This window comes from Acinetobacter sp. BSP-28, assembly GCF_044130285.1.
In the GTDB taxonomy this organism is placed as follows: Bacteria; Pseudomonadota; Gammaproteobacteria; order Pseudomonadales; family Moraxellaceae; genus Acinetobacter.
Window position 1 is genome coordinate 16,182 of the sequence record NZ_JBIQOB010000002.1, and the last position, 18,994, is coordinate 35,175.

21 protein-coding genes and 2 pseudogenes are annotated in these 18,994 nt (G+C 41.1%); 15 read left to right on the forward strand and 8 right to left on the reverse strand.

All coding sequences use genetic code 11. From position 1 onward, the window contains the following. Nucleotides 1-240: 240 nt before the first annotated feature. On the forward strand, nt 241-705 hold the full coding sequence (gene bfr, locus ACE01R_RS01415; RefSeq protein WP_395544385.1) for a bacterioferritin: 465 nt from the start codon (nt 241-243) through the stop codon (nt 703-705). Between the two features lie 349 nt (nt 706-1,054). On the opposite strand, the gene ACE01R_RS01420 is transcribed toward bfr, so the two are convergent. Beyond that, nucleotides 1,055-1,639 carry a peroxiredoxin gene (locus tag ACE01R_RS01420; RefSeq protein ID WP_395544388.1) on the reverse strand — a complete coding sequence of 195 codons (585 nt, stop codon included), beginning with the start codon at nt 1,637-1,639 and terminating at the stop codon, nt 1,055-1,057. Nucleotides 1,640-1,784: 145 nt separating this feature from the next. Between ACE01R_RS01420 and ACE01R_RS01425 the strand changes: the two are divergent. The 6 genes and pseudogenes from ACE01R_RS01425 (at nt 1,785) to bioD (ending at nt 7,085) form a co-directional block, all read left to right on the forward strand. Further along, nucleotides 1,785-2,113: pseudogene (locus tag ACE01R_RS01425) on the forward strand (DUF6176 family protein). 254 nt (nt 2,114-2,367) lie between these two features. Then, on the forward strand, nt 2,368-3,099 hold the full coding sequence (locus tag ACE01R_RS01430; protein ID WP_395544389.1) for a hydrolase: 732 nt from the start codon (nt 2,368-2,370) through the stop codon (nt 3,097-3,099). A gap of 85 nt (nt 3,100-3,184) precedes the next feature. Further along, nucleotides 3,185-4,480, forward strand: a complete 1,296-nt coding sequence (bioA, locus tag ACE01R_RS01435) for an adenosylmethionine--8-amino-7-oxononanoate transaminase (protein ID WP_395544390.1) — start codon at nt 3,185-3,187, stop codon at nt 4,478-4,480. Beyond that, the gene (locus ACE01R_RS01440) at nt 4,477-5,664 is read left to right on the forward strand and encodes an 8-amino-7-oxononanoate synthase (protein ID WP_395544391.1); all 1,188 of its coding nucleotides are present in this window, start codon (nt 4,477-4,479) and stop codon (nt 5,662-5,664) included. Before bioA ends, ACE01R_RS01440 begins: the two co-directional genes overlap by 4 nt. Nucleotides 5,665-5,673: 9 nt before the next feature. Then, nucleotides 5,674-6,444 carry a malonyl-ACP O-methyltransferase BioC gene (gene bioC / locus ACE01R_RS01445; RefSeq protein ID WP_395544392.1) on the forward strand — a complete coding sequence of 257 codons (771 nt, stop codon included), beginning with the start codon at nt 5,674-5,676 and terminating at the stop codon, nt 6,442-6,444. Then, the gene (gene bioD, locus ACE01R_RS01450) at nt 6,441-7,085 is read left to right on the forward strand and encodes a dethiobiotin synthase (RefSeq protein WP_395544393.1); all 645 of its coding nucleotides are present in this window, start codon (nt 6,441-6,443) and stop codon (nt 7,083-7,085) included. The genes bioC and bioD overlap by 4 nt, the downstream gene beginning before the upstream one ends. Before the next feature lie 413 nt (nt 7,086-7,498). Here bioD and rluB read toward each other — a convergent pair. From rluB to ACE01R_RS01465, 3 genes and pseudogenes are all read right to left on the reverse strand, one after another. Further along, nucleotides 7,499-8,353 (reverse strand): annotated as a pseudogene (gene rluB, locus ACE01R_RS01455) (23S rRNA pseudouridine(2605) synthase RluB); the annotation flags it as partial. A gap of 41 nt (nt 8,354-8,394) precedes the next feature. After that, nucleotides 8,395-8,985 carry an SMC-Scp complex subunit ScpB gene (gene scpB, locus ACE01R_RS01460; protein WP_395544397.1) on the reverse strand — a complete coding sequence of 197 codons (591 nt, stop codon included), beginning with the start codon at nt 8,983-8,985 and terminating at the stop codon, nt 8,395-8,397. Continuing rightward, entirely contained in the window at nt 8,982-9,776 is a 795-nt protein-coding gene (locus tag ACE01R_RS01465; protein ID WP_395544406.1) for a segregation and condensation protein A, read from the reverse strand. The genes scpB and ACE01R_RS01465 overlap by 4 nt, the downstream gene beginning before the upstream one ends. 483 nt (nt 9,777-10,259) lie before the next feature. Between ACE01R_RS01465 and ACE01R_RS01470 the strand changes: the two genes are divergently transcribed. After that, complete coding sequence (locus tag ACE01R_RS01470) at nt 10,260-10,994, forward strand: GNAT family N-acetyltransferase (RefSeq protein WP_395544407.1); 735 nt, start codon at nt 10,260-10,262, stop codon at nt 10,992-10,994. A gap of 9 nt (nt 10,995-11,003) precedes the next feature. On the opposite strand, the gene ACE01R_RS01475 is transcribed toward ACE01R_RS01470, so the two are convergent. From ACE01R_RS01475 to ACE01R_RS01485, 3 genes are all read right to left on the reverse strand, one after another. Beyond that, nucleotides 11,004-11,291 (reverse strand): hypothetical protein, encoded by a 288-nt coding sequence (locus ACE01R_RS01475; protein ID WP_395544411.1) that lies wholly within the window; start codon nt 11,289-11,291, stop codon nt 11,004-11,006. A 53-nt stretch (nt 11,292-11,344) separates the two neighbouring features. Beyond that, nucleotides 11,345-11,962 (reverse strand): L-threonylcarbamoyladenylate synthase, encoded by a 618-nt coding sequence (locus ACE01R_RS01480; RefSeq protein WP_395544417.1) that lies wholly within the window; start codon nt 11,960-11,962, stop codon nt 11,345-11,347. A gap of 84 nt (nt 11,963-12,046) precedes the next feature. Next, nucleotides 12,047-12,709 (reverse strand): elongation factor P hydroxylase, encoded by a 663-nt coding sequence (locus ACE01R_RS01485; protein WP_395544420.1) that lies wholly within the window; start codon nt 12,707-12,709, stop codon nt 12,047-12,049. A 97-nt stretch (nt 12,710-12,806) separates the two neighbouring features. Between ACE01R_RS01485 and ACE01R_RS01490 the strand changes: the two genes are divergently transcribed. The 6 genes from ACE01R_RS01490 to lysM all read left to right on the forward strand — a co-directional run bounded on the left by ACE01R_RS01490 (nt 12,807) and on the right by lysM (nt 16,825). Continuing rightward, nucleotides 12,807-13,364, forward strand: coding sequence for a YceD family protein (locus tag ACE01R_RS01490; protein ID WP_395544425.1), 558 nt, complete (start codon nt 12,807-12,809; stop codon nt 13,362-13,364). A gap of 77 nt (nt 13,365-13,441) precedes the next feature. Further along, on the forward strand, nt 13,442-13,624 hold the full coding sequence (gene rpmF, locus ACE01R_RS01495) for a 50S ribosomal protein L32 (protein WP_004279227.1): 183 nt from the start codon (nt 13,442-13,444) through the stop codon (nt 13,622-13,624). A 205-nt stretch (nt 13,625-13,829) separates the two neighbouring features. Beyond that, nucleotides 13,830-14,816 (forward strand): ACP S-malonyltransferase, encoded by a 987-nt coding sequence (gene fabD / locus ACE01R_RS01500; protein WP_395544431.1) that lies wholly within the window; start codon nt 13,830-13,832, stop codon nt 14,814-14,816. Then, complete coding sequence (fabG, locus tag ACE01R_RS01505) at nt 14,813-15,547, forward strand: 3-oxoacyl-ACP reductase FabG (protein ID WP_395544437.1); 735 nt, start codon at nt 14,813-14,815, stop codon at nt 15,545-15,547. The genes fabD and fabG overlap by 4 nt, the downstream gene beginning before the upstream one ends. An 83-nt stretch (nt 15,548-15,630) precedes the next feature. Next, complete coding sequence (acpP, locus tag ACE01R_RS01510) at nt 15,631-15,867, forward strand: acyl carrier protein (RefSeq protein WP_004651013.1); 237 nt, start codon at nt 15,631-15,633, stop codon at nt 15,865-15,867. Nucleotides 15,868-16,342: 475 nt separating this feature from the next. Next, nucleotides 16,343-16,825, forward strand: coding sequence for a peptidoglycan-binding protein LysM (lysM, locus tag ACE01R_RS01515; protein WP_395544443.1), 483 nt, complete (start codon nt 16,343-16,345; stop codon nt 16,823-16,825). A gap of 38 nt (nt 16,826-16,863) precedes the next feature. Here the strand turns inward: lysM and ACE01R_RS01520 are convergent, their stop codons facing one another. Beyond that, on the reverse strand, nt 16,864-17,463 hold the full coding sequence (locus ACE01R_RS01520) for a hypothetical protein (protein ID WP_395544447.1): 600 nt from the start codon (nt 17,461-17,463) through the stop codon (nt 16,864-16,866). A 423-nt stretch (nt 17,464-17,886) separates the two neighbouring features. Here ACE01R_RS01520 and rutD point away from each other — a divergent pair, with 423 nt between their 5' ends. Beyond that, nucleotides 17,887-18,708 (forward strand): pyrimidine utilization protein D, encoded by an 822-nt coding sequence (rutD, locus tag ACE01R_RS01525; RefSeq protein ID WP_395544448.1) that lies wholly within the window; start codon nt 17,887-17,889, stop codon nt 18,706-18,708. Nucleotides 18,709-18,994 lie beyond the last annotated feature (286 nt).

Genomic DNA, 18,994 nt, shown 5'->3' on the forward strand with positions numbered 1-18,994 from the left:
ATGATTTTGAATCTAGTTACAAAAAACCAATACATTATAAAAGTACTTTGATCTTGTTCATCTAAGCTGAGTACTGAGTGCAAGACATTGTTTTATAAATGGGAATTTATTCAACTAAAACTGTAAATGTAAGTGCTTCTCATTTTAATTGTTTAAAAATCATATATTTACGGAAATTTTATTTTGCAAATCCAGATGATTTTCTCCATAATAAGCCCATAAAGGTAGGGAGTTATAAAAATGCGTGGTAATCCAGAAGTCGTAGATTATTTAAATATGTTGATCGGTGGCGAACTGGCTGCTCGCGACCAATACCTGATCCACTCTCGTATGTATGAAGATTGGGGGCTGACCAAAATCTTTGAACGTATTGATCATGAAATGCAGGAAGAAGCACAGCATGCGGATGCCATTATTCGCCGTGTATTGTTTTTGGAAGGTACACCGAATATGAACCGTGATGACATCGAAACCGGTGAAGATGTGGTGACCTGTTTAAAAGCTGATTTAAAGCTCGAATATCATGTACGTGAAAAATTGGCACAAGGTGTGAAATTGTGCGAAGAGAAAGGTGATTATGTGACCCGTGATATGCTTCGTCAGCAAATGTCGGATACGGAAGAAGATCATACTTACTGGTTAGAAAAACAGATTCGTTTGATTGAATTGATTGGTTTGCAAAACTATATTCAATCGCAAATGTAAGATTTGTTTTTCACTGCTTTATTTTGGATGAAGCAGTGAATGAAGTTACACATCGTGAAAAGCCTCTGGATGAATGTCTAGAGGCTTTTTTATGAGCTAATATCAAACTTGAGCAGCCTGATACTATTTGTATTACCGCATATTGCAATGAGATTCTGATTGGGCTTGTATAGGCGATGCCTTTCTTTTTAGCGATAAAAGTAAAAAAATCCTGTGTTGGCTGAGAGCTTCGTCCATGAAGCTCCAGCCAACGGTGGCATCTATACCACCTCGCACGATAGCAAAATTTCGAGGTGTGAAAAAATGAGATGAATTTGTATATTTAATAGATTTTATTTTTGAAAAATCATTATTTCTTTTTAGAAAATTTCTGAATATCCGCCAAGACTTGAGCCGCATGGGTTTGAGTATTGATACTACTGTAGTGATAAACAATGGTGCCTTGTGGATCAATCAAAAAGCTTTCCCGTTTGGCAATCTGGGTAATACCCAGGTTACGTACAATGCCGAATTGATTCGCCAGTTGATGGTGAACATCGGCCAAAAGAGGAAAAGGTAAGCCGAGTTTTTCTGAAAATTTTTGGTGAGATTTGACATCATCCAGACTCACACCCAACACGACAGCATTATTTTTAATAAATTGAGGATACAGGTTTTTGAACTGATTGGCTTCCTGGGTGCAGCCTGGGGAATTATCTTTGGGATAAAAATAGAGTACTACCCATTTGCCCTGATACTGTTTCAGTTCATGCCATTTGCTGTTTTGGTCTTGCAGTTTAAAGTCCGGTGCAGGTTTACCGACCCATTGCTTTTGCGAATTTTCTGATTTTAAGAAAACAGACTCTTCTGCAGCATGCGCATGCGTTGTTGTATTTAAGCAGAGCAAAGTACTGAATGTAAGTAAGATAATGCTTAATTTTTTTGAGTCATTCATATCGTATACTTTTTAGAATGGATAAGAAGATGTATTGATCTTAGCAAAAATTACAATGTTGTGAATATTAGAAATGATCGGTATTTATTTTGATCGCTCGTATGATACAGTCCAAATCACTTAAATATAAGAAAAATAGAAGCTTATGGATGTTGGTGCGGTACTCATTAAGTTGAAACCGGATGTTTTGGATCAGGTGGAACAATGGCAAAATGAAATTAATGCACGTAAAGATGAAGCGATTGAAACCTTGTAGGCTGAAGGAATAGAAGTGGAATCGTGGTTCCATCTACAGCTTGAGGATTCGGATTATTTATTAGCTTATATGCGTGCGCAAGATATTGCCAAAGCGCAGGAAATTGGCAGAAAGAGCCAGTTTCCAATTGATCAGGCGCATAACAGTTTAAAGACACTTGGGCAAAAGTGATCCCTGCACAGTTATTGGTAGATTTGGAAAATCTTGATCGGAGTTGATTGCTTTCTTTAGGCTGTAATATTGGATAGGCATCCTTTAAAAATTACATATGATTGTAATTTACTTTTGACGGGGCAAAAGTAACAAAACCCCTCTGTTGGTCAAAAGGGATATCCCTATCACCCTTGACTAACGGCGACATTCATGTCGCCTACCTCGATAGCAGATTGTGAGCGAATGTTGAAATGCAGCTACGTGAATTGAAAGAGACGTTTTATACTGTCTCAATGATTTAGTTTTCTTAGAGTTTACATTGAACCAACGTATTTTACTCATCACTGGCTGGGGCGGCGGAACCAAACTGCTAGATCCCTTAAAACAGGCTTTGGCAGTACAAGGACATGATGTTGAACTTTGCAACATCTTTAATGCTTTAGATGAACAGGTTTTACAACAGAAAGTGGAACTGGCTCGACAATTTGATGTGATTACCGGTTGGTCTTTGGGTGGTCAGTTGGCCACAGTTCTGGTGGATCAGATACAAAAGCAATATGAACTAGAAAAAGTATTGATCACTTTGGGTTCCAATCCCTGTTTTGTGGCAAATGAAATATGGCCTACTGCAATGGATCAGCCGACGTTCCAGCAGTTTAAACAGTCATTTGAGCAGGATGCGATTGCCACGCTGAAAAAGTTTGGCTATATGGTATGTCAGGGCACTGAAACCACCAAAACCGACTTTATCAGCTTGCAAAGTTTGATTCAGGCACAGAATTTAGAAACCCTTCGTGAGGGATTAAATTGTCTTGAGCATCTAAATAATGCAGATATCTTAAAAAATTATGCAGGGCGTCAGTATCATATCTTTGCAAAGCAGGATTTTTTAGTTAGTTACAAAGTAGAGCGAAATCTTCGAAAATTCAATGCAAAGTTTTTGGAGACAGAGCTGCTCAGTGGTTCCCATGGCTTTCCTTTATTTGAAGCTGAACTAATAACTGGCAAAATCTGCCAATTTTTAAAGAAAATAGAACAAACAAACGGATAACTGGTTTATATCGCAATTTATTTTTACTTCATGCAGGTTTAAGATCAGGAAAAATTGATTTTCAAGCATCTGCATGGAGTGAAGGATGACCGAATTAACTGATCTGGAATTTGATCTGGCACATATCTGGCATCCCTATACGTCCATGACCAATCCATTGCCGACCTTTAAGGTGAAACAGGCTCATGGTGCCATTATCGAACTGGAAGATGGGCGGCAACTGATTGATGGCATGTCGTCCTGGTGGTGTGCCATTCATGGCTATAACCATCCTGAACTGAATCAGGCCGTTCAGGATCAATTACAAAAAATGTCGCATATCATGTTTGGTGGTCTGACCCATGATCCTGCGATTGAACTTGGAAAATTATTATTAAAAATAACCCCGCCCAGTCTGGATAAAATTTTCTATGCGGACTCGGGTTCAGTTGCTGTAGAAGTCGCGTTAAAAATGGCTGTGCAGTTTTGGACTGCACAGGACCAGAGTCAGAAAACCAATTTTGTCACGCCGCGATCCGGCTACCATGGCGATACCTGGAATGCTATGTCGGTTTGCGATCCGGTCACTGGAATGCATCAGATTTTTGGTTCCAGTCTGCCGAATCGTTTCTTTGTCGCAGCCCCACAAATTGGCTTTGATGATGAATGGAATCCAGCCGATATTTCCGAGCTGGAGCAAGTGTTAAAACAGCATCATTCCACCATTGCTGCTTTAATTCTGGAACCGATTGTGCAAGGTGCGGGTGGGATGCGTTTTTATCATCCGGAATATTTACGTCAGGCCAAATTGCTGTGTGAACAATATGATGTGCTGCTAATTTTTGATGAAATTGCCACTGGTTTTGGCCGTACCGGTAAGCTGTTTGCTTGGGAACATGCCGGCGTTGAGCCGGATATCATGTGCATCGGCAAAGGGTTAACTGGTGGTTATATGACGCTTTCAGCGACCCTCACCAGCAAGCGCGTGGCTGAAACCATTAGTCAAGGCGAGGCGGGGGTGTTTATGCATGGCCCCACCTTTATGGCCAATCCGCTGGCCTGTGCGGTGGCTGTGAAAAGTACCGAGGTTTTATTGGCTCAGGACTGGCAAGCCAATATTCAGCGCATCGAGCAACAGTTGCAACAACATTTACAACCCCTGTCAGCGCTGGATTATGTCAAGGATGTGCGGGTACTTGGTGCGATTGGGGTAGTTGAATTGAACTTCAATGTGGATATGAAAACCCTGCAACAACAGTTTGTGCAACGCGGTATCTGGATTCGTCCTTTTGGAAAATTGGTGTATGTGATGCCGCCTTATGTGATTAGCGAACAGCAGTTGAATACTTTGCTGGAACAATTGGTCAGTGTAGTTGAGCAGATGCAAGAGGTGTCCGCATGAACCTGTTAAATGATGATGCATTCAATAACAATCTGTTAAACGATTATGCAATAAAGTTGGATACCTTAAAACAGCAAGGGAATTTACGTCAGTTTAGTGCCAATATTCAGAAAGGCCGGATGATCGACATTCACGGTCATCAGATGCTGAATTTGTCATCCAATGATTATTTGGGGCTGGCAGCAGACTTAACTTTGCGTGAACAGTTTTTTGACGAAACCCCGAATGAACTGCGCAGAATGAGTTCATCCTCTTCAAGGCTGTTAACTGGAAACTTTCCTGAATATGAACAGCTGGAAGCCAGTTTAAGTCAGGCTTTTCATGGCCGTGCGGCGCTGCTGTTTAACAGTGGCTACCACATGAATATCGGGATTTTACCGGCCTTAAGCGACAGTAAGACTTTAATTTTGGCGGATAAACTGGTTCATGCCAGCATGATTGATGGTATCCGTTTATCGACAGCAAAATATGTACGTTATCGACATAATGACCTAAATCATCTGACACAACTTTTGCAGCAGTATCATGCTGATGAGGCATTTGATCGCATTATTGTGGTGACGGAATCCATTTTTAGCATGGATGGTGACGAAACCGATCTGGCTGAACTGGTTCGCATCAAACAGCAGTTTGCTAAAGTGATGCTCTATGTCGATGAAGCGCATGCCATTGGTGTACGTGGCGAGCAGGGTCTAGGCTGCGCAGAACAGTATGATGTCATTGATGATATTGATTTGCTGGTCGGGACTTTTGGCAAAGCCTTGGCATCGGTCGGTGGCTATCTGATTTGTCACCCGATCATTCGTGAATATCTGATTAATTCAATGCGTCCACTGATTTTTAGTACCGCACAGCCGCCAATTTGTATGGCGTGGACCGATTTTATTTTCCAGAAAGTTTTAAGCTTAAATGATCAGCGGCAAAATTTAAATCAGGTCAGTCAGCAATTGCAGCAAGCAGTCAAAAATCAAGGTTTTGATTGTCCTTCGACCTCACATATTGTTCCGGTGATTATTGGCGAGTCACAAATGACCGTAGAAAAAGCCCAGCAGCTGCAACAGGCCGGTTTTTATATCATGCCGGTGCGTCCGCCGACTGTGCCGAAACACAGTTCAAGATTACGTATTTCACTAACTTCTCAAGTCAATGCAACTGATATCGATCAGCTCGTGGATTTGCTGTGAGTAGCTGCCGTGAATATTGATAAATCTCAGGTCGCACAGCGTTTTGAAAAAGCGGGGAAAAGTTATACGGCACAGGCCATAGTGCAAAAAAAGATTTGCCAGCATCTCCTGCAATTAATGCAGCAATATTTGCCTCAAAAAAGTTTGGAGCGGGTCTTTGAGATTGGCTGTGGATCGGGGAATTTAAGCCAGTTATTGCTGCAAAATTTTGATATGAACACACTGTTTTTAAATGACCTTTATCCGCGAGTTCAGCAGCATTTTCAGCCCAATCCAATCCTTGAATGGCAGATTGGCGATATTGAGCAACTCGACTTTCCCTCCTCTCTAAACCTGATTGCCTCCAGTTCTGCCTTGCAATGGATTTGTGATTTGGACGCAATTTTCAAAAAATGTGCCCAAGCCTTGGTACCCGCAGGTTATTTGTGTTTTTCCACATTTGGTCAGGAAAATTTAAAAGAAATTAAGACTTTGACTGGGCAGGGGCTGGATTATCTTCCAATTGAAGCCATTCAGGACAAGTTAATCCAACAGGGTTTTGAAATTTTGCAGCTCGAAGAAAGTTTGGAAATGTTGAATTTTTCTTCTCCCAAAGAAGTGCTGCAACATTTAAAGGCCACCGGTGTGACTGCAACAGCATCGCAGCATCGCTGGAGCAAACAGTCTTTACAGCAATTTTATCAGGATTATCAGCAGTTTTCAGAGCTTGATCAGACTGGTCAGCGCCAATATCAGCTCAGTTATCATCCTATTTATTGCATTGCACGGAGCACGTCATGACAGCACCCGTTTATTTTATCAGTGGCATCGATACCGGTATAGGCAAGACCTTTACCACGGGTTATCTGGCCAAGTTATGGAATGAGCAAGGCAAGAAAACGATTACCCAGAAACTGGTTCAAACTGGGAATACCGATATTTCTGAAGATATTGAACAGCATCGTGAAATTATGCAGATGGGCTGGTTTCCAGAAGATGAAACTAAACTCACCATGCCGGAAATTTTTACTTATCCGGCTTCGCCACATTTGGCGACGAAAATTGATGGCCGTGAAATTGATTTTCAGAAAATTGAAAATGCAACCCGGCAATTAACTGAAAAATACGAAGTGGTGTTACTGGAAGGTGCAGGCGGTTTAATGGTGCCTTTGACCACGGAACTGTTAACAATTGATTATATTGCGCAGCAAAAACTTCCGGTGATTCTGGTGAGTTCTGGGCGTTTGGGCAGTATTAATCATACGATTTTAAGTTTAGAAGCCTTAAAAAGCCGCGGGTTGGAACTGTATGCATTAGCGTATAATTTGAATGATCAATCACAAGATGAACTCATTTCTAAAGACACAGCAGACTATCTTAAAGGCTATTTGGCGAAGCATTTTCCCAATGCACAGTGGATTGATATTCCAGTTTTATCCTAATGCTATCTCAAAAAAGTCAGTGATAAAAAAGCCACTCAATCGAGTGGCTTTTGATTTGCAAGGAAAGCTTTTAAAAATTAAAATTTCTTAAAGCTTTTATTGCCAAATGGTTTGCGTGGTGCATTTTCATCACGACGTTCACGTTGGCCATAAGTACCTTGATTGCCAAAGTTGTCAGGGCGGTTTTCACGCTGTGCATAGCTATTGCCTTGACGCGGTTCACGTTGAGCATAAGTATTTTGGTTGCCATCCTGACGGCGTTCGCCGCGTTGGGCAAAACCGTTGCCATTGTTGCCGTCACGACGTTCACGTTGGGCAAAACTATTGCCATTATTATCACGGCGTTGCGCATAACCATTCTGGTTTTCACGACGATCACGCTGTGCATAGGCCATTGGGCTCTGGTTTTCACCTTCTTCGCTGTCACGGCGTTGCTGACGTAAATAACCACCACGACGTGCAGCCATTGGTTTTTCTTGCATACGTTCAGTACGGCGTTTTGCCATACCGAATAAACCAGTACCTTGACGCGGTTTCAACTCAACAGATTTGGTCAGGTTGTCGATGTCGGCTTTATCCAGCTCCATCCAGCGGCCGGTACGAAGTTCACGCGGTAAAATCACGGTACCGTAACGGGTACGAAGCAGGCGACTTACTTTTAAACCTTGAGATTCGAAAATACGGCGCACTTCGCGGTTACGACCTTCTTTTACCACCACTTGATACCAACGGTTAATCCCGTCACCACCAATTTCAGAGAATGATTCAAATTTTGCCGGACCATCATCTAAAACCACGCCTTTAAGCATGTTGTTTTTGATTTGTGGCGTTACTTCACCCATAACACGAACGGCATATTCACGTTCAATTTCATTTGATGGGTGCATCAGGCGGTTGGCCAATTCACCATCATTCGTGAACAGTAAAAGACCGGTTGAGTTAATATCCAGACGGCCGACCATCACCCAGCGATCATTGGCAATTGCAGGCAATTGTTCAAATACGGTAGGACGTGATTCAGGATCATTGCGTGAGCAAATTTCACCTTCTGGTTTATAGTAAATTAGAACACGACGACGAATTTCGTCTTCAATCTGGAATTGGACTTTACGACCATCGATGCGAAGCTCATCACCCGGTTCAATGCGTTCGCCCACTTGGGCAACGCGTCCATTGATACTTACACGACCAGCGGCAATGACTTCTTCCATATAACGGCGAGAACCCAAACCTACACGTGCAAGCACCTTTTGTAATTTTTCACTCATGACAGCATAACCTTAGAAATTATCATCAACAGTTCACCTATCTACGACTTCGCTGCGTGAGCATCGAGCGCCATAAAAGCTTCCTTGGCATCCTGCAGGGGAGGCAATTGACCTAAAGACGCCAGGCCAAAAGCATTTAAAAATTGTGGCGTTGTAACTAACAACGCGGGTCTTCCCGGGAGTTCTCTAAAACCGGATTCTTTAATCCAGTTCCAGTCAAACAATGATCGAAGGATTTGACTATTGTTTGAAACTCCACGAATCTGTTCAATATCTGCCCGGGTTACTGGTTGATGATAAGCAATCACAGCAAGGGTCTCGAGCAGGGTGGGTGATAAACGAGTTGGTCGTTCCGGCCACACCTGGGTAATGATATTGCGATATTTTGCCCGAACCTGGAAACGGAACCCTTGTGCGGTTTCTACCAGTTCAATTGATCTGCCATGTTGTAGCATGGCGAGTTGTTGTAACAGCTGACGCAATTCCTGTTTATTATATTGATTTTGGAATGCTTCTTTCAAACGTGCAAGCGAAACTGCTGTTTCACTGGCAAAAATAATGGCTTCCAGTTGCATCAGCACTTCATGCTGATTTTCCGCCACAGATAAAGTGGTCGCTTGATTATCCATCATGCTTGAACTCCCTGAATCGCCAGTGGGGCTTCAATACCGGTGGCAATAATAGTCACTTTTTGTTGGCGAGTAAGCTCTAAAATAGCCATAAACGTAACCACCATGCCCATACGCCCCTGGATTGGACGTAACAGTGCTTCAAACTGCAAAACCTCACCAGAGGCAATTTTTCTTTCAATAAAGGCGATGCGCTCTTCAAGCAACACCGGTTCTTGCTGAATCTGATGGGTAATCGGTTCCGGTCGATTAAATACACAAAACAGGGCATCGCGTAGCAGGCTGACATCATAGCCTTCGTTGTTTTGGGCCACATGACCCAGACTGACATTGCTCGGAAAGGTATCACGTTCCAGTACAGGCATTTGACCTAGACGTTCAGCCGCCTGTTTCACTCTTAAGTAAGTTTCAAGCCGGTCAATCAGTTCTTGTTTGGGATCTTTTTCAACAATAACGCTGGAGCTTGGTTTTGGCAGCAACAGTCGTGATTTCAGGTCGGCCAATAAGGCGGCCATCACCATATAATCTGCCGTCAGTTCAATATTCAAGGACTTCATGGCATTCATGTAAGATAAATACTGTGCGGCAATGGGTGCGATATCGAGCTGTAATAAGTCGAAACCACTTTTTTGAATCAGGTAAATCAGGAAGTCGAGTGGACCTTCGAAATGCTCTAGCAGAATTTCAAATGCAGCAGGAGGAATGTATAAATCCTCTGGAATCGTATCTTGCCACTCATCCATAACGCGGATATGTGAGCTTGGCTCCATAGGATCATGGATAGGTTGATTCATTGCAGTTTTAGGCCACGCGAATTTTCAAAGGCATGCAGAAGATGCTTTTGCCTCGATCTCGCATCGAAAGAAAAAGCACGTAAATTAGTAAGCGCTAGTGTAATGGAAATTTGACTTCAAATAAATTAGTTAAGTCAACAAATACAAAAAAACCTGAAATTAACTAAGGTTTTTTGCAAATTGATTATGTGAAATTGCTTAGGTTTGATTCAGTTTGATTTTTTGACTCATGTATTGGATTGCATGTTTAAATCTTGATCATAAAAAACCCTCTATCTCACTAGGCTTCTTTCATCCTTGTTGATCACTACATTCTTTATTTTTCTTTCCGGGAGAGAAATAAAAGCAATGTATGAACGATGTGTATTTAGTCCTATATCCTGAAGAAAACAAAATTTTAAAGAGAATAAAATCAAGTTCTAAATAGAATAAAACAAAAAAAATAGGCAATATGAAAGCCAATAAAAAGAGATTTCATCTGTCATGAAAGACAATCAAAAAGTACAAGAAAATGAATATGGTCAATTTGTTGGTATGCCATTGACGAATACCTTACCTGTCAATTTTTTAGCAAAAACCCTGTATGGCAAGCATGCCACCTTGCAGCTGCTGTCTTCAGCACTACTTGACCCGAAGCGGATGCAGCAAATTTGGCAATGTGTAAATAGCGAGGTCGATCGCAGTTGTTGGACCTATTTACCTTATTCAGGTTTTGTAAATGAGGCGGAGTTGCAGATTGCTTTAGAAAATAGTTTCGGTTTTAAAAATTCGACCCATTATTTAATTGAGATTAATCACATGATTGTGGGGTGGGTGGGCTTGCTGAACCAGCGTTCTGCAGATCATGTTATTGAAATCGGCAATGTTTATTTTTCCCATCAAATGAAACAGTCTACTGCATCGACAGAAGTGATTTATTTGCTGTTGCAGGGGTGTTTTAAGCAGGGTTTTCGCCGTGTGGAATGGAAGTGCGATGATTTGAATCTGCCGTCTAAACGAGCTGCTTTACGCTTTGGCTTTCAGTATGAAGGAACCTTTCGCCAAGACCGTATTGCCAAAGGTCGTAATCGCGATACGGCCTGGTTTTCAATTCTGGATGAAGAGTGGCCTGAATTGGAAAAAGCCTATAAGGCTTGGTTCAATGCAGATAATTTTGATCAAAATGGACAACAGAAAGTTCAGCTAAAAAACTTTGTGGATTTATATGCGATACTGTAATGGTTGAACTTATTTCCGTTGCCTAGTTGCCATCGCAAATTCAATGATGTGTTGGCATTGATCTCTAAGACATAAACTTTGATGGGCAAACTGAATCATGAGTTCATCTATAATGGAAACATCAAGAAAATATTCAAAAACTTGGTGGTCGATTGTGATTGTTTTTGCATGATCATCCAGATGGCAAATAACTTGAGTAACCTGAGCTTCCGATTCTAATGTCCAGGGGCGCTGAACATAGATGGTGTATTCTTCAGAGAACTGGTCGATATTGAGCAATACATGAAATAAGTCCATTGAACTTTTCTCAACATCTTTATTTATTTTTTTAGGGGCGGTGAATCAAGCGCTTACTCAAAAGCGCTCACATCACCTACACCACGACGGATCACTTCAGGATTGTCACCCGATAAATCCACAATGCTGGTGGTACTTAAGGTCCCCAATCCGCTATCAATAAATACATCAATACGCTTTTCCAGCTGTTGTTCAATGTCATAAGGGTCATCTAAAGGTTCATCCTGACCGGGAAGAATCAGAGTGCTAGTTAAAAGCGGCTCTCCTAATTCCTTGAGTAACATTTGGCAAACAGGGTTGCTTGGTACGCGTAAACCAATCGTTTTCTTTTTCGGGTGCATCAAGCGTTTAGGCACTTCACTGGTCGCCGGCAGAATAAAAGTGGTGATTGCCGGGGTATTGTTTTTTAGCAGACGATACATGGCATTGTCCACTTTGGCATAAGTGGCAATGTCGGATAAGTCACAACAAAGAATAGCATATTGATGTTTTGGACCGAGACCACGAATCTGCGCAATCCGTTCCATTGCATTTTTATTGCCGATCTGACAGCCAATGGCATAAGCGGCATCGGTTGGGTAAACCACGACATCGCCGGCGCGAATACGTTCTACTGCCTGAGTGATCAGGCGCGGTTGAGGATTATCAGGATGTACTCTTAAATGCAGCATATTTATTCTCCCCTGATTTGTTATTAGACATTATCTGTTGATTTTACAAAGTCTTGCAATCAGACTTTGATGATTTTGTGTAATTTAATCCAGCATGTCACGTCGAAACTCGTCACTTTGTAATGTTTTGCCACCCCGGGTGCAGGCACAGATACATGCGATAAAGTGTGCAGCATCGCGTGGAAGCTTTGCTTCACCTGAAAAATAACGTTGTACTTGAGCAAAGACATTGTCTTTAAACGTGCTGCCATTACCGCCATCACCGGTCAGGTTATCTAGGGAAACGCGAAACTTCCGCTCAAAGGCCTTGGCAAACATCCATTCAATGGCTTGCGGCTTGATTTCCACTTGTTCAAATAAAGCCTGCTGTTCTGCGCTGCGTCCATCTGGCGCATACCAATAGCCTAAATCGGGTAATAGACGTCTTTGATCACCGGCAATGGTCCAGTGACTGATTTCATGCAGGGCACTATTAAAGAAACCATGGGCAAATTGAATGCGGGCAGGGGCATCTTCCGTTGCCGGGAAATATTCAGGTTCAAAATCACCTTTGACTAAACGCACATTTAAGTGGGAAAACCAGTGATTAAAGTGTAGTATAAGCCAGTCTACTTGTTGAACTTCCGTTTGCAAACTGGCCCAAGGTGAGAGTTGCACAGGGTCAATATAAACAGCAGAACTTGAGGTTGAATAAGTGGTTAACTGTAATGAAGTGGTGACTTCAGGTTGCGGCTGCAACTGATGCATGACTTGTATTACCCAAATGATCTGTCTAAATAAGTACAAAATTGTATCTTAATCTTTGACAGAGTACCGATGAATTTGTAGAATTGCCGCCTTAATTATGTCAGCAAATACCTTTCCGGCACAGATTGAGCCGTTTAAATGGGCTGAACAAGGTTTTACATGGTCAGGTACACTGCCATTGTCTCGCTTTGTTCGAATTTCCCGTGAAGCTGTTGGGTCAATTGATAATCAATTGATCAACATAGACTGTAAGCTATCAATGGATGCGTATCATCGTATCGTATGGTTAGATGGTCATGTTGAAACGAAAGTGCCAATGGAATGTCAGCGTTGTCTGAATTCTGTTGAAATCCCTCTCGTTTCAGACTTTCATTTAGCGCTTGTGGATGATGAATCACTGATAGAGCGCTTGGATGAGGATGCTGATTTCATCGTCTTAGGTGAAAGTGAAGCAACGACAAAAGGTAGCTATGATGCGCCTGCGACGGCTGATTTACTTTCTCTGATAGAAGATGAATTGTTATTGTTGGTGCCTTTGTCTCCTAAGCATGACGTTTGTGAGCATAAGCATCAGCCTGCCGCTGATAACATTGTCGAAGAAAAACGGGATAACCCGTTTGATGTTTTGGCAAGTTTGAAGGGTAAACTTAACTAATTTTTGTGTTATACTGTTAAGTATAAGACAACTGAATTTGTTCTGATCCATTTTTTCGATCTTTGTAAGGAGCCATCATGGCCGTTCAGCAAAACCGTAAAAGTCGCTCTCGCCGTGACATGCGCCGTTCACATGACGCTTTAACCGAGAATGCATTAACTGTAGACCAAGCTACTGGCGAGACTCACCGTCGTCACCACGTATCTAAAGATGGTATCTACCGTGGTCGCCAATTATTCGCTAAAGCATCTGCTGAATAATTGATGATGTATTAAGCGTCAAGCTTAGTAGAAAAAATGGGAGCGTTAAGCTCCCTTTTTTTATGGCCTCTTTTTGTTGTATTTGGCAATTACCAAAACAAAAATTAAGTGTTAAATTCCGTTCCGTAAATAAGCTTACATAAGTGTATGTTGGTTATTTAACCAGTTGTTGAATAATAATAGCACTTCATTAAAGGATTTTTTTATGTCTGCTAAACAACTCGAGCAGGTCGCTCAAGCAACGAAGACAGCATTTGTATTTCCGGGTCAAGGCTCACAAAAAGTTGGTATGCTCGCAGAATTGGCTGAACAGTTTAGTAGCGTGACGGAAACTTTTGCAGAAGCATCGGCAGCTGTGGGTTTTGACCTTTGGCAGATCGCACAAAGCGGTGAAGGTTTAAATCAAACGGAATTTACCCAGCCTGTACTGCTCACCGCAAGTATTGCACTATGGCGTGTGTGGCTAGAGTTGGGTGGGGTGGCGCCAAAATATCTTGCAGGACACTCACTGGGTGAATACAGCGCATTGGTTGCTGCCGGAGCGATGTCACTGGGTGATGCGGTTAAACTGGTGAATTTGCGCGGTAAACTGATGCAGGATGCTGTTCCTGAAGGTCAGGGTGCAATGGCGGCTATTTTAGGCTTTGATGATGCTCAAGTGATTGAGCTTTGCGCGCAAGCGAGTGCCGCTGGTCAAGGCAATGTTGAAGCAGCTAATTTCAATGCGCAAGGTCAGGTTGTGATTGCTGGTGATAAAGCAGCTGTAGAAGCAGTAATGGCTGCTGCAAAAGAGCAATCAGGTAAAGCAATTGCATTACCAGTCTCTGTTCCATCGCATTGTTCACTGATGAAACCTGCTGCTGACAAATTTGCACAAGCTTTGGAACATACTGCCATTGAGCTACCTGGCCTTCCTGTAATACAAAATGTCAACGCGGAAATCGCGACAGATGTAGCAGGATTACGTCAGGCATTGACTGCACAATTGTATCAATCTGTGCAATGGACCAAGACCATGCAGTTCCTCCTGGATCAGGGAGTGGAGTACGTGGTTGAATGTGGTCCGGGCAATGTGTTGGCTAACCTTGCGAAGCGTTTACCAAATATTAATAAAGCATTCCCACTCGACACCAAGAGTCGTATGGAAGATGCACTAAACGCCATTTTAGTGGCTGAAGGAAAAATTGCATGACACAGGAACGCAAAGTTGCATTAGTGACAGGCGCGAGCAGAGGGATTGGCGCAGCCATCGCTCAGCAATTGATTCAAGACGGTTATTTTGTAGTGGGGACAGCCACTTCAGAAGCGGGTGCGGAAAAATTATCTGCAAGTTTTGCTGAAAATGGCGCTGGTGCATTGCTCGATGTGCGCGATGCGGCAGCCATTGATGCATTAGTTACAGATATTGAACAAAAATATGGTCCTGTTCTTGCATTAGTTAATAATGCCGGCATTACCAAAGATAATTTGTTACTGCGTATGTCTGAAGATGACTGGGATGACATTCTCAATATTCATTTGAAAGCGGTATACCGTCTGTCTAAACGTGTTTTAAAAGGCATGACCAAGGCACGTTTTGGCCGCATTATTAACATCAGTTCTGTTGTGGCACACTTTGCAAATCCGGGACAGGCTAACTATTCTGCTGCCAAAGCAGGTATAGAAGCATTTGGTCGTAGTCTTGCAAAAGAAATGGGTAGCCGCCAAATTACCGTGAATGCCGTGGCACCTGGCTTTATTGCAACAGAAATGACTGATCAATTAAGTGAAGACATTCGTAAGAAAATGAGTGATCAAGTGGCATTGAACCGTTTAGGTGATCCACAAGATATCGCAAATGCCGTGAGTTTTTTAGCGAGCGAAAAAGCAAGTTATATCACTGGTACTGTTTTACATGTAAATGGCGGTTTATACATGAGCTAAGCTCAAGTATAAACTTTGCAAAAATAATATATTCAATTAAACTAACGGCATTAAAAACGCCACAAGCAATGAGGAGAATTCCTGTGAGCGATATCGAACTACGTATCAAACAAGCGGTTGCAGAACAACTTGGTCTTAAAGCTGAAGAGATTAAAAACGAAGCATCTTTTATGGATGACTTAGGTGCTGACTCTTTAGACTTAGTTGAGCTTGTTATGTCTTTCGAAAATGATTTTGACATCACTATCCCTGATGAAGATTCTAACGAAATCACAACTGTTCAATCAGCTATTGACTATGTTTCTAAGAAACTAGGTTAATTGTTGTTTCAGCTCTGCTGAATATAAAAAAGCCACCTTTAGGTGGCTTTTTTATTGCGAATACAAATTAGATATATTTTATAAATTAAAAAATGTTCAATATTGGATTTTTTAAAATCAGCACAGCCTCATTTGATTGATTTCATTTTTATACCTTTGTATAGGCAATACTTCTACTTTTGAAAGGTCAAAAGCAGACAAAAACCTTTTGTTTCCATACACGACTTCCTTGTCGTGATGGGAAACGTGTGGCATCCATGCCACACTCATGAATCCAATACCTGCTAAACTCTATTTTTTATTTTAGCTTTCCTAATAAGATGTAGTCATTGAAAAATCATTTTATGAAAGAAGCATATTAAAATTACATATCTTTACGGTTACTTGACCAAAGACAACCTTTCTTTGTATCAATTTTATGTATAAAAAAGAGCGCTATTTCAAATCGCATGAATAATAATGATGGAGAAATACAATGGGACTTTTTGATTTTGTAAAAGGTATTGGTAAAAAAAATACAGCACCCGCAGAACCACAGCCAGCACCGGCCGCTTCAACCACTCCAGCAGAACCTTCTGCACAAGAAATCGCAAACAAGCTTCTGGGACATATTAAAGCTCTGGGTTTGCCCATTACGGGCTTGTCGGTAAGCTATAATAGTACTTCCGACTTGGCGACCATTAAAGGACAAGTACAAAGCCAGGCTGACCGCGAAAAAATTGTATTGGCGGTAGGTAATGTCGATCATGTGGCTAAAGTAGATGATCAAATGACGGTAGTTACACCAGCGCCGGAAAGTAAATTCTATACGGTTAAATCGGGCGATAGCTTGTCCAAGATTTCAAAAGAATATTATGGTGATGCCAATCAATATAATAAAATATTTGAGGCTAACCGCCCCTTGTTAAAAGATGCTGATGACATTTTTCCCGGGCAAGTACTGCGTATTCCCGCTTAAACAGGAATAGATAAAAAAGCGCCAAGAGCGCTTTTTTATTAAAATTTGTGCTGTAATTTCCGTCTGGCAAATTGTTCTCTACCTAGAAAAAATTTGGGGTCTAAATAATAGTGTTGCGCCAAAACCTGGATCAGTTGTCGTCGATTGTCTTTATTGAACATATTAAGGTCAATATGTGCCATTTTATATTGCTTGCGAAATTCAGGTTTTAATATAAAGCCGAGACTGCTCATTTTCCACAGTTGTTCTTGGCTGAATGCTTTTGTTGTAAGTAACTTAAGTGCACGATACCTTGAAGTATGTGAAGAGTACAGTTGGGTCTTTAACAGCCTGTTGCGCTGCACCATATTGCTAAGCTTTATTCCAAAACTTTGTATGGAGATGCTTTGGCTGGTGACGACCAATTTCATATTTATTGCAATCAATGCCAGCATGATGACGAGAGTCAGCATGAACCAACCCGGCAGGGATTGATGTAATAAATACTGAATCAGGCTACTGAAATCCTGAACCATAGTGTAGGTGCTGAGTGAGTGCTGTGCTAAAACAACAAATATGGCAGGAGTAAAGATCAGTCCAATTAAATAACGGGGCAGATAACGACATTGAAATAAGGGATATTCAGTGGGTATGTCCATTAATCATCACCTTTCAAAAAAAGTATAAGGGCATGATGGCTATTTTTTGTAATGATTGTTCCTCGGGGAGACTGAGATTGCATTCAATTATTATAAATTTGCCTCCAATTCAGTTACATGTTGATTTTTAATGCCTGTTTTAACACATTTTTTCTTGTGTTCATCTTTATTGAATTCATCTATTTTAAGTTTCTGAGTCTGCTTAGCTTTATCTATTTTGTTAGAGATTTGAATAGGAAAGTAAATGCTGTTGTTGATTGTTTAAATAGCTACTCTTTATTGTTTTCTATGATAGTTGGATTTTTATATTTAATGGCAATATGAACTTGATAGGTTATATCGCTATATAGACTAAATTTATGAAAATTTTCAGGCACAAGTTTTGCTGGTTGTTATTTAAATTATTTGAATGAACGGTAAAAAATGAGCTATCAAATTCATCCTTGTAAAGAAAATTCAGCAGTAGATTTTATAATTTTATCATCAGGTCTGGGCGGGCATGCCAGTTTCTGGAAACCTCAAATTGAAGCATTCACCCAATATTTTCATGTTTTAACGTATGATCAGGAAGGTTGTCATGCCGATTCCTCCATTTTGCCAGATCACTATACAATTGCCGATATGGCGGGACAGTTGCTGGACATTCTCAAACGGGAAAAAATTCAGTGTTTTCATTTTATTGGGCATGCGATTGGCGGGTTTATTGGTGCGGAACTGGTGCTAGCTATAAACTCATCGGAACTGAAATTACTCAGCCTGACCTGTATTAACTCCTGGGATGAACTTGATCCGCATACCCGAAAATGCTTTGAAGCACGGGTTCATTTATTAAAGTCTGCTGGTTCAGAAGCCTATGTCAGAGCACAGGGCTTGTTTCTATATCCACCGGCATGGATTTCAACACATCATCAATATTTAACAACTTTAGAAAATGTTCAACTTGAAGATTTTCCACCTTCAGAAAATGTGCTCAAGCGAATTCAGGCAGCACAGCAATTTAAAATCAATGATCAGCATAGGCAGGCATTGCAGTACAGCCAGTTACATTTCATTGCCAATCAGGATGATTTTTTGGTTCCTGTACACAAGTCGAGTAATTTAAAGCAGCGACTTGGTCATGGGCAACTCAGCATTTTGGCTTCAGGTGCACATGCATCCACAGTCACAGAGCCTGAATTGCTCAATAAAACCATGCTGCAATTTTTTCAAAATCATTTTTTAAAAGTTGCTTCACTGTCGAATTAAGCAGGCTTATTTATAGCCATAGCCGGTAAATTTCTTATTAAACCGTGATTTCTAAAATCGCGGTTTTTTATTGATTTTTACCTTAAAAATTCCAGTATTGCTAAATAATGAATGTATGGTTTTTTATCAAAGAATGCATTTTTTTGGAGCCAAAATTGCTATAACGGTGCACTGTTTTAAAATAGTATTTTACTATTTGATAAAATAAATAAATTATAAATATATGATAAACAATGATTAAAAATAATTGGCATAGAATATGCTAAATATTAATTATAACAAACCC

Coding starts and splice junctions, on each gene's coding strand:
- bfr (WP_395544385.1), top strand. CDS start 241: ATGCGTGGTAATCCAGAAGTCGTAGATTATTTAAATATGTTGATCGGT.
- ACE01R_RS01420 (WP_395544388.1), bottom strand. CDS start 1,639: ATGAATGACTCAAAAAAATTAAGCATTATCTTACTTACATTCAGTACT.
- bioA (WP_395544390.1), top strand. CDS start 3,185: ATGACCGAATTAACTGATCTGGAATTTGATCTGGCACATATCTGGCAT.
- ACE01R_RS01440 (WP_395544391.1), top strand. CDS start 4,477: ATGAACCTGTTAAATGATGATGCATTCAATAACAATCTGTTAAACGAT.
- bioD (WP_395544393.1), top strand. CDS start 6,441: ATGACAGCACCCGTTTATTTTATCAGTGGCATCGATACCGGTATAGGC.
- scpB (WP_395544397.1), bottom strand. CDS start 8,985: ATGATGGATAATCAAGCGACCACTTTATCTGTGGCGGAAAATCAGCAT.
- ACE01R_RS01465 (WP_395544406.1), bottom strand. CDS start 9,776: ATGAATCAACCTATCCATGATCCTATGGAGCCAAGCTCACATATCCGC.
- ACE01R_RS01470 (WP_395544407.1), top strand. CDS start 10,260: ATGAAAGACAATCAAAAAGTACAAGAAAATGAATATGGTCAATTTGTT.
- ACE01R_RS01475 (WP_395544411.1), bottom strand. CDS start 11,291: ATGGACTTATTTCATGTATTGCTCAATATCGACCAGTTCTCTGAAGAA.
- ACE01R_RS01480 (WP_395544417.1), bottom strand. CDS start 11,962: ATGCTGCATTTAAGAGTACATCCTGATAATCCTCAACCGCGCCTGATC.
- ACE01R_RS01485 (WP_395544420.1), bottom strand. CDS start 12,709: ATGCATCAGTTGCAGCCGCAACCTGAAGTCACCACTTCATTACAGTTA.
- ACE01R_RS01490 (WP_395544425.1), top strand. CDS start 12,807: ATGTCAGCAAATACCTTTCCGGCACAGATTGAGCCGTTTAAATGGGCT.
- rpmF (WP_004279227.1), top strand. CDS start 13,442: ATGGCCGTTCAGCAAAACCGTAAAAGTCGCTCTCGCCGTGACATGCGC.
- fabD (WP_395544431.1), top strand. CDS start 13,830: ATGTCTGCTAAACAACTCGAGCAGGTCGCTCAAGCAACGAAGACAGCA.
- fabG (WP_395544437.1), top strand. CDS start 14,813: ATGACACAGGAACGCAAAGTTGCATTAGTGACAGGCGCGAGCAGAGGG.
- lysM (WP_395544443.1), top strand. CDS start 16,343: ATGGGACTTTTTGATTTTGTAAAAGGTATTGGTAAAAAAAATACAGCA.
- ACE01R_RS01520 (WP_395544447.1), bottom strand. CDS start 17,463: ATGGACATACCCACTGAATATCCCTTATTTCAATGTCGTTATCTGCCC.
- rutD (WP_395544448.1), top strand. CDS start 17,887: ATGAGCTATCAAATTCATCCTTGTAAAGAAAATTCAGCAGTAGATTTT.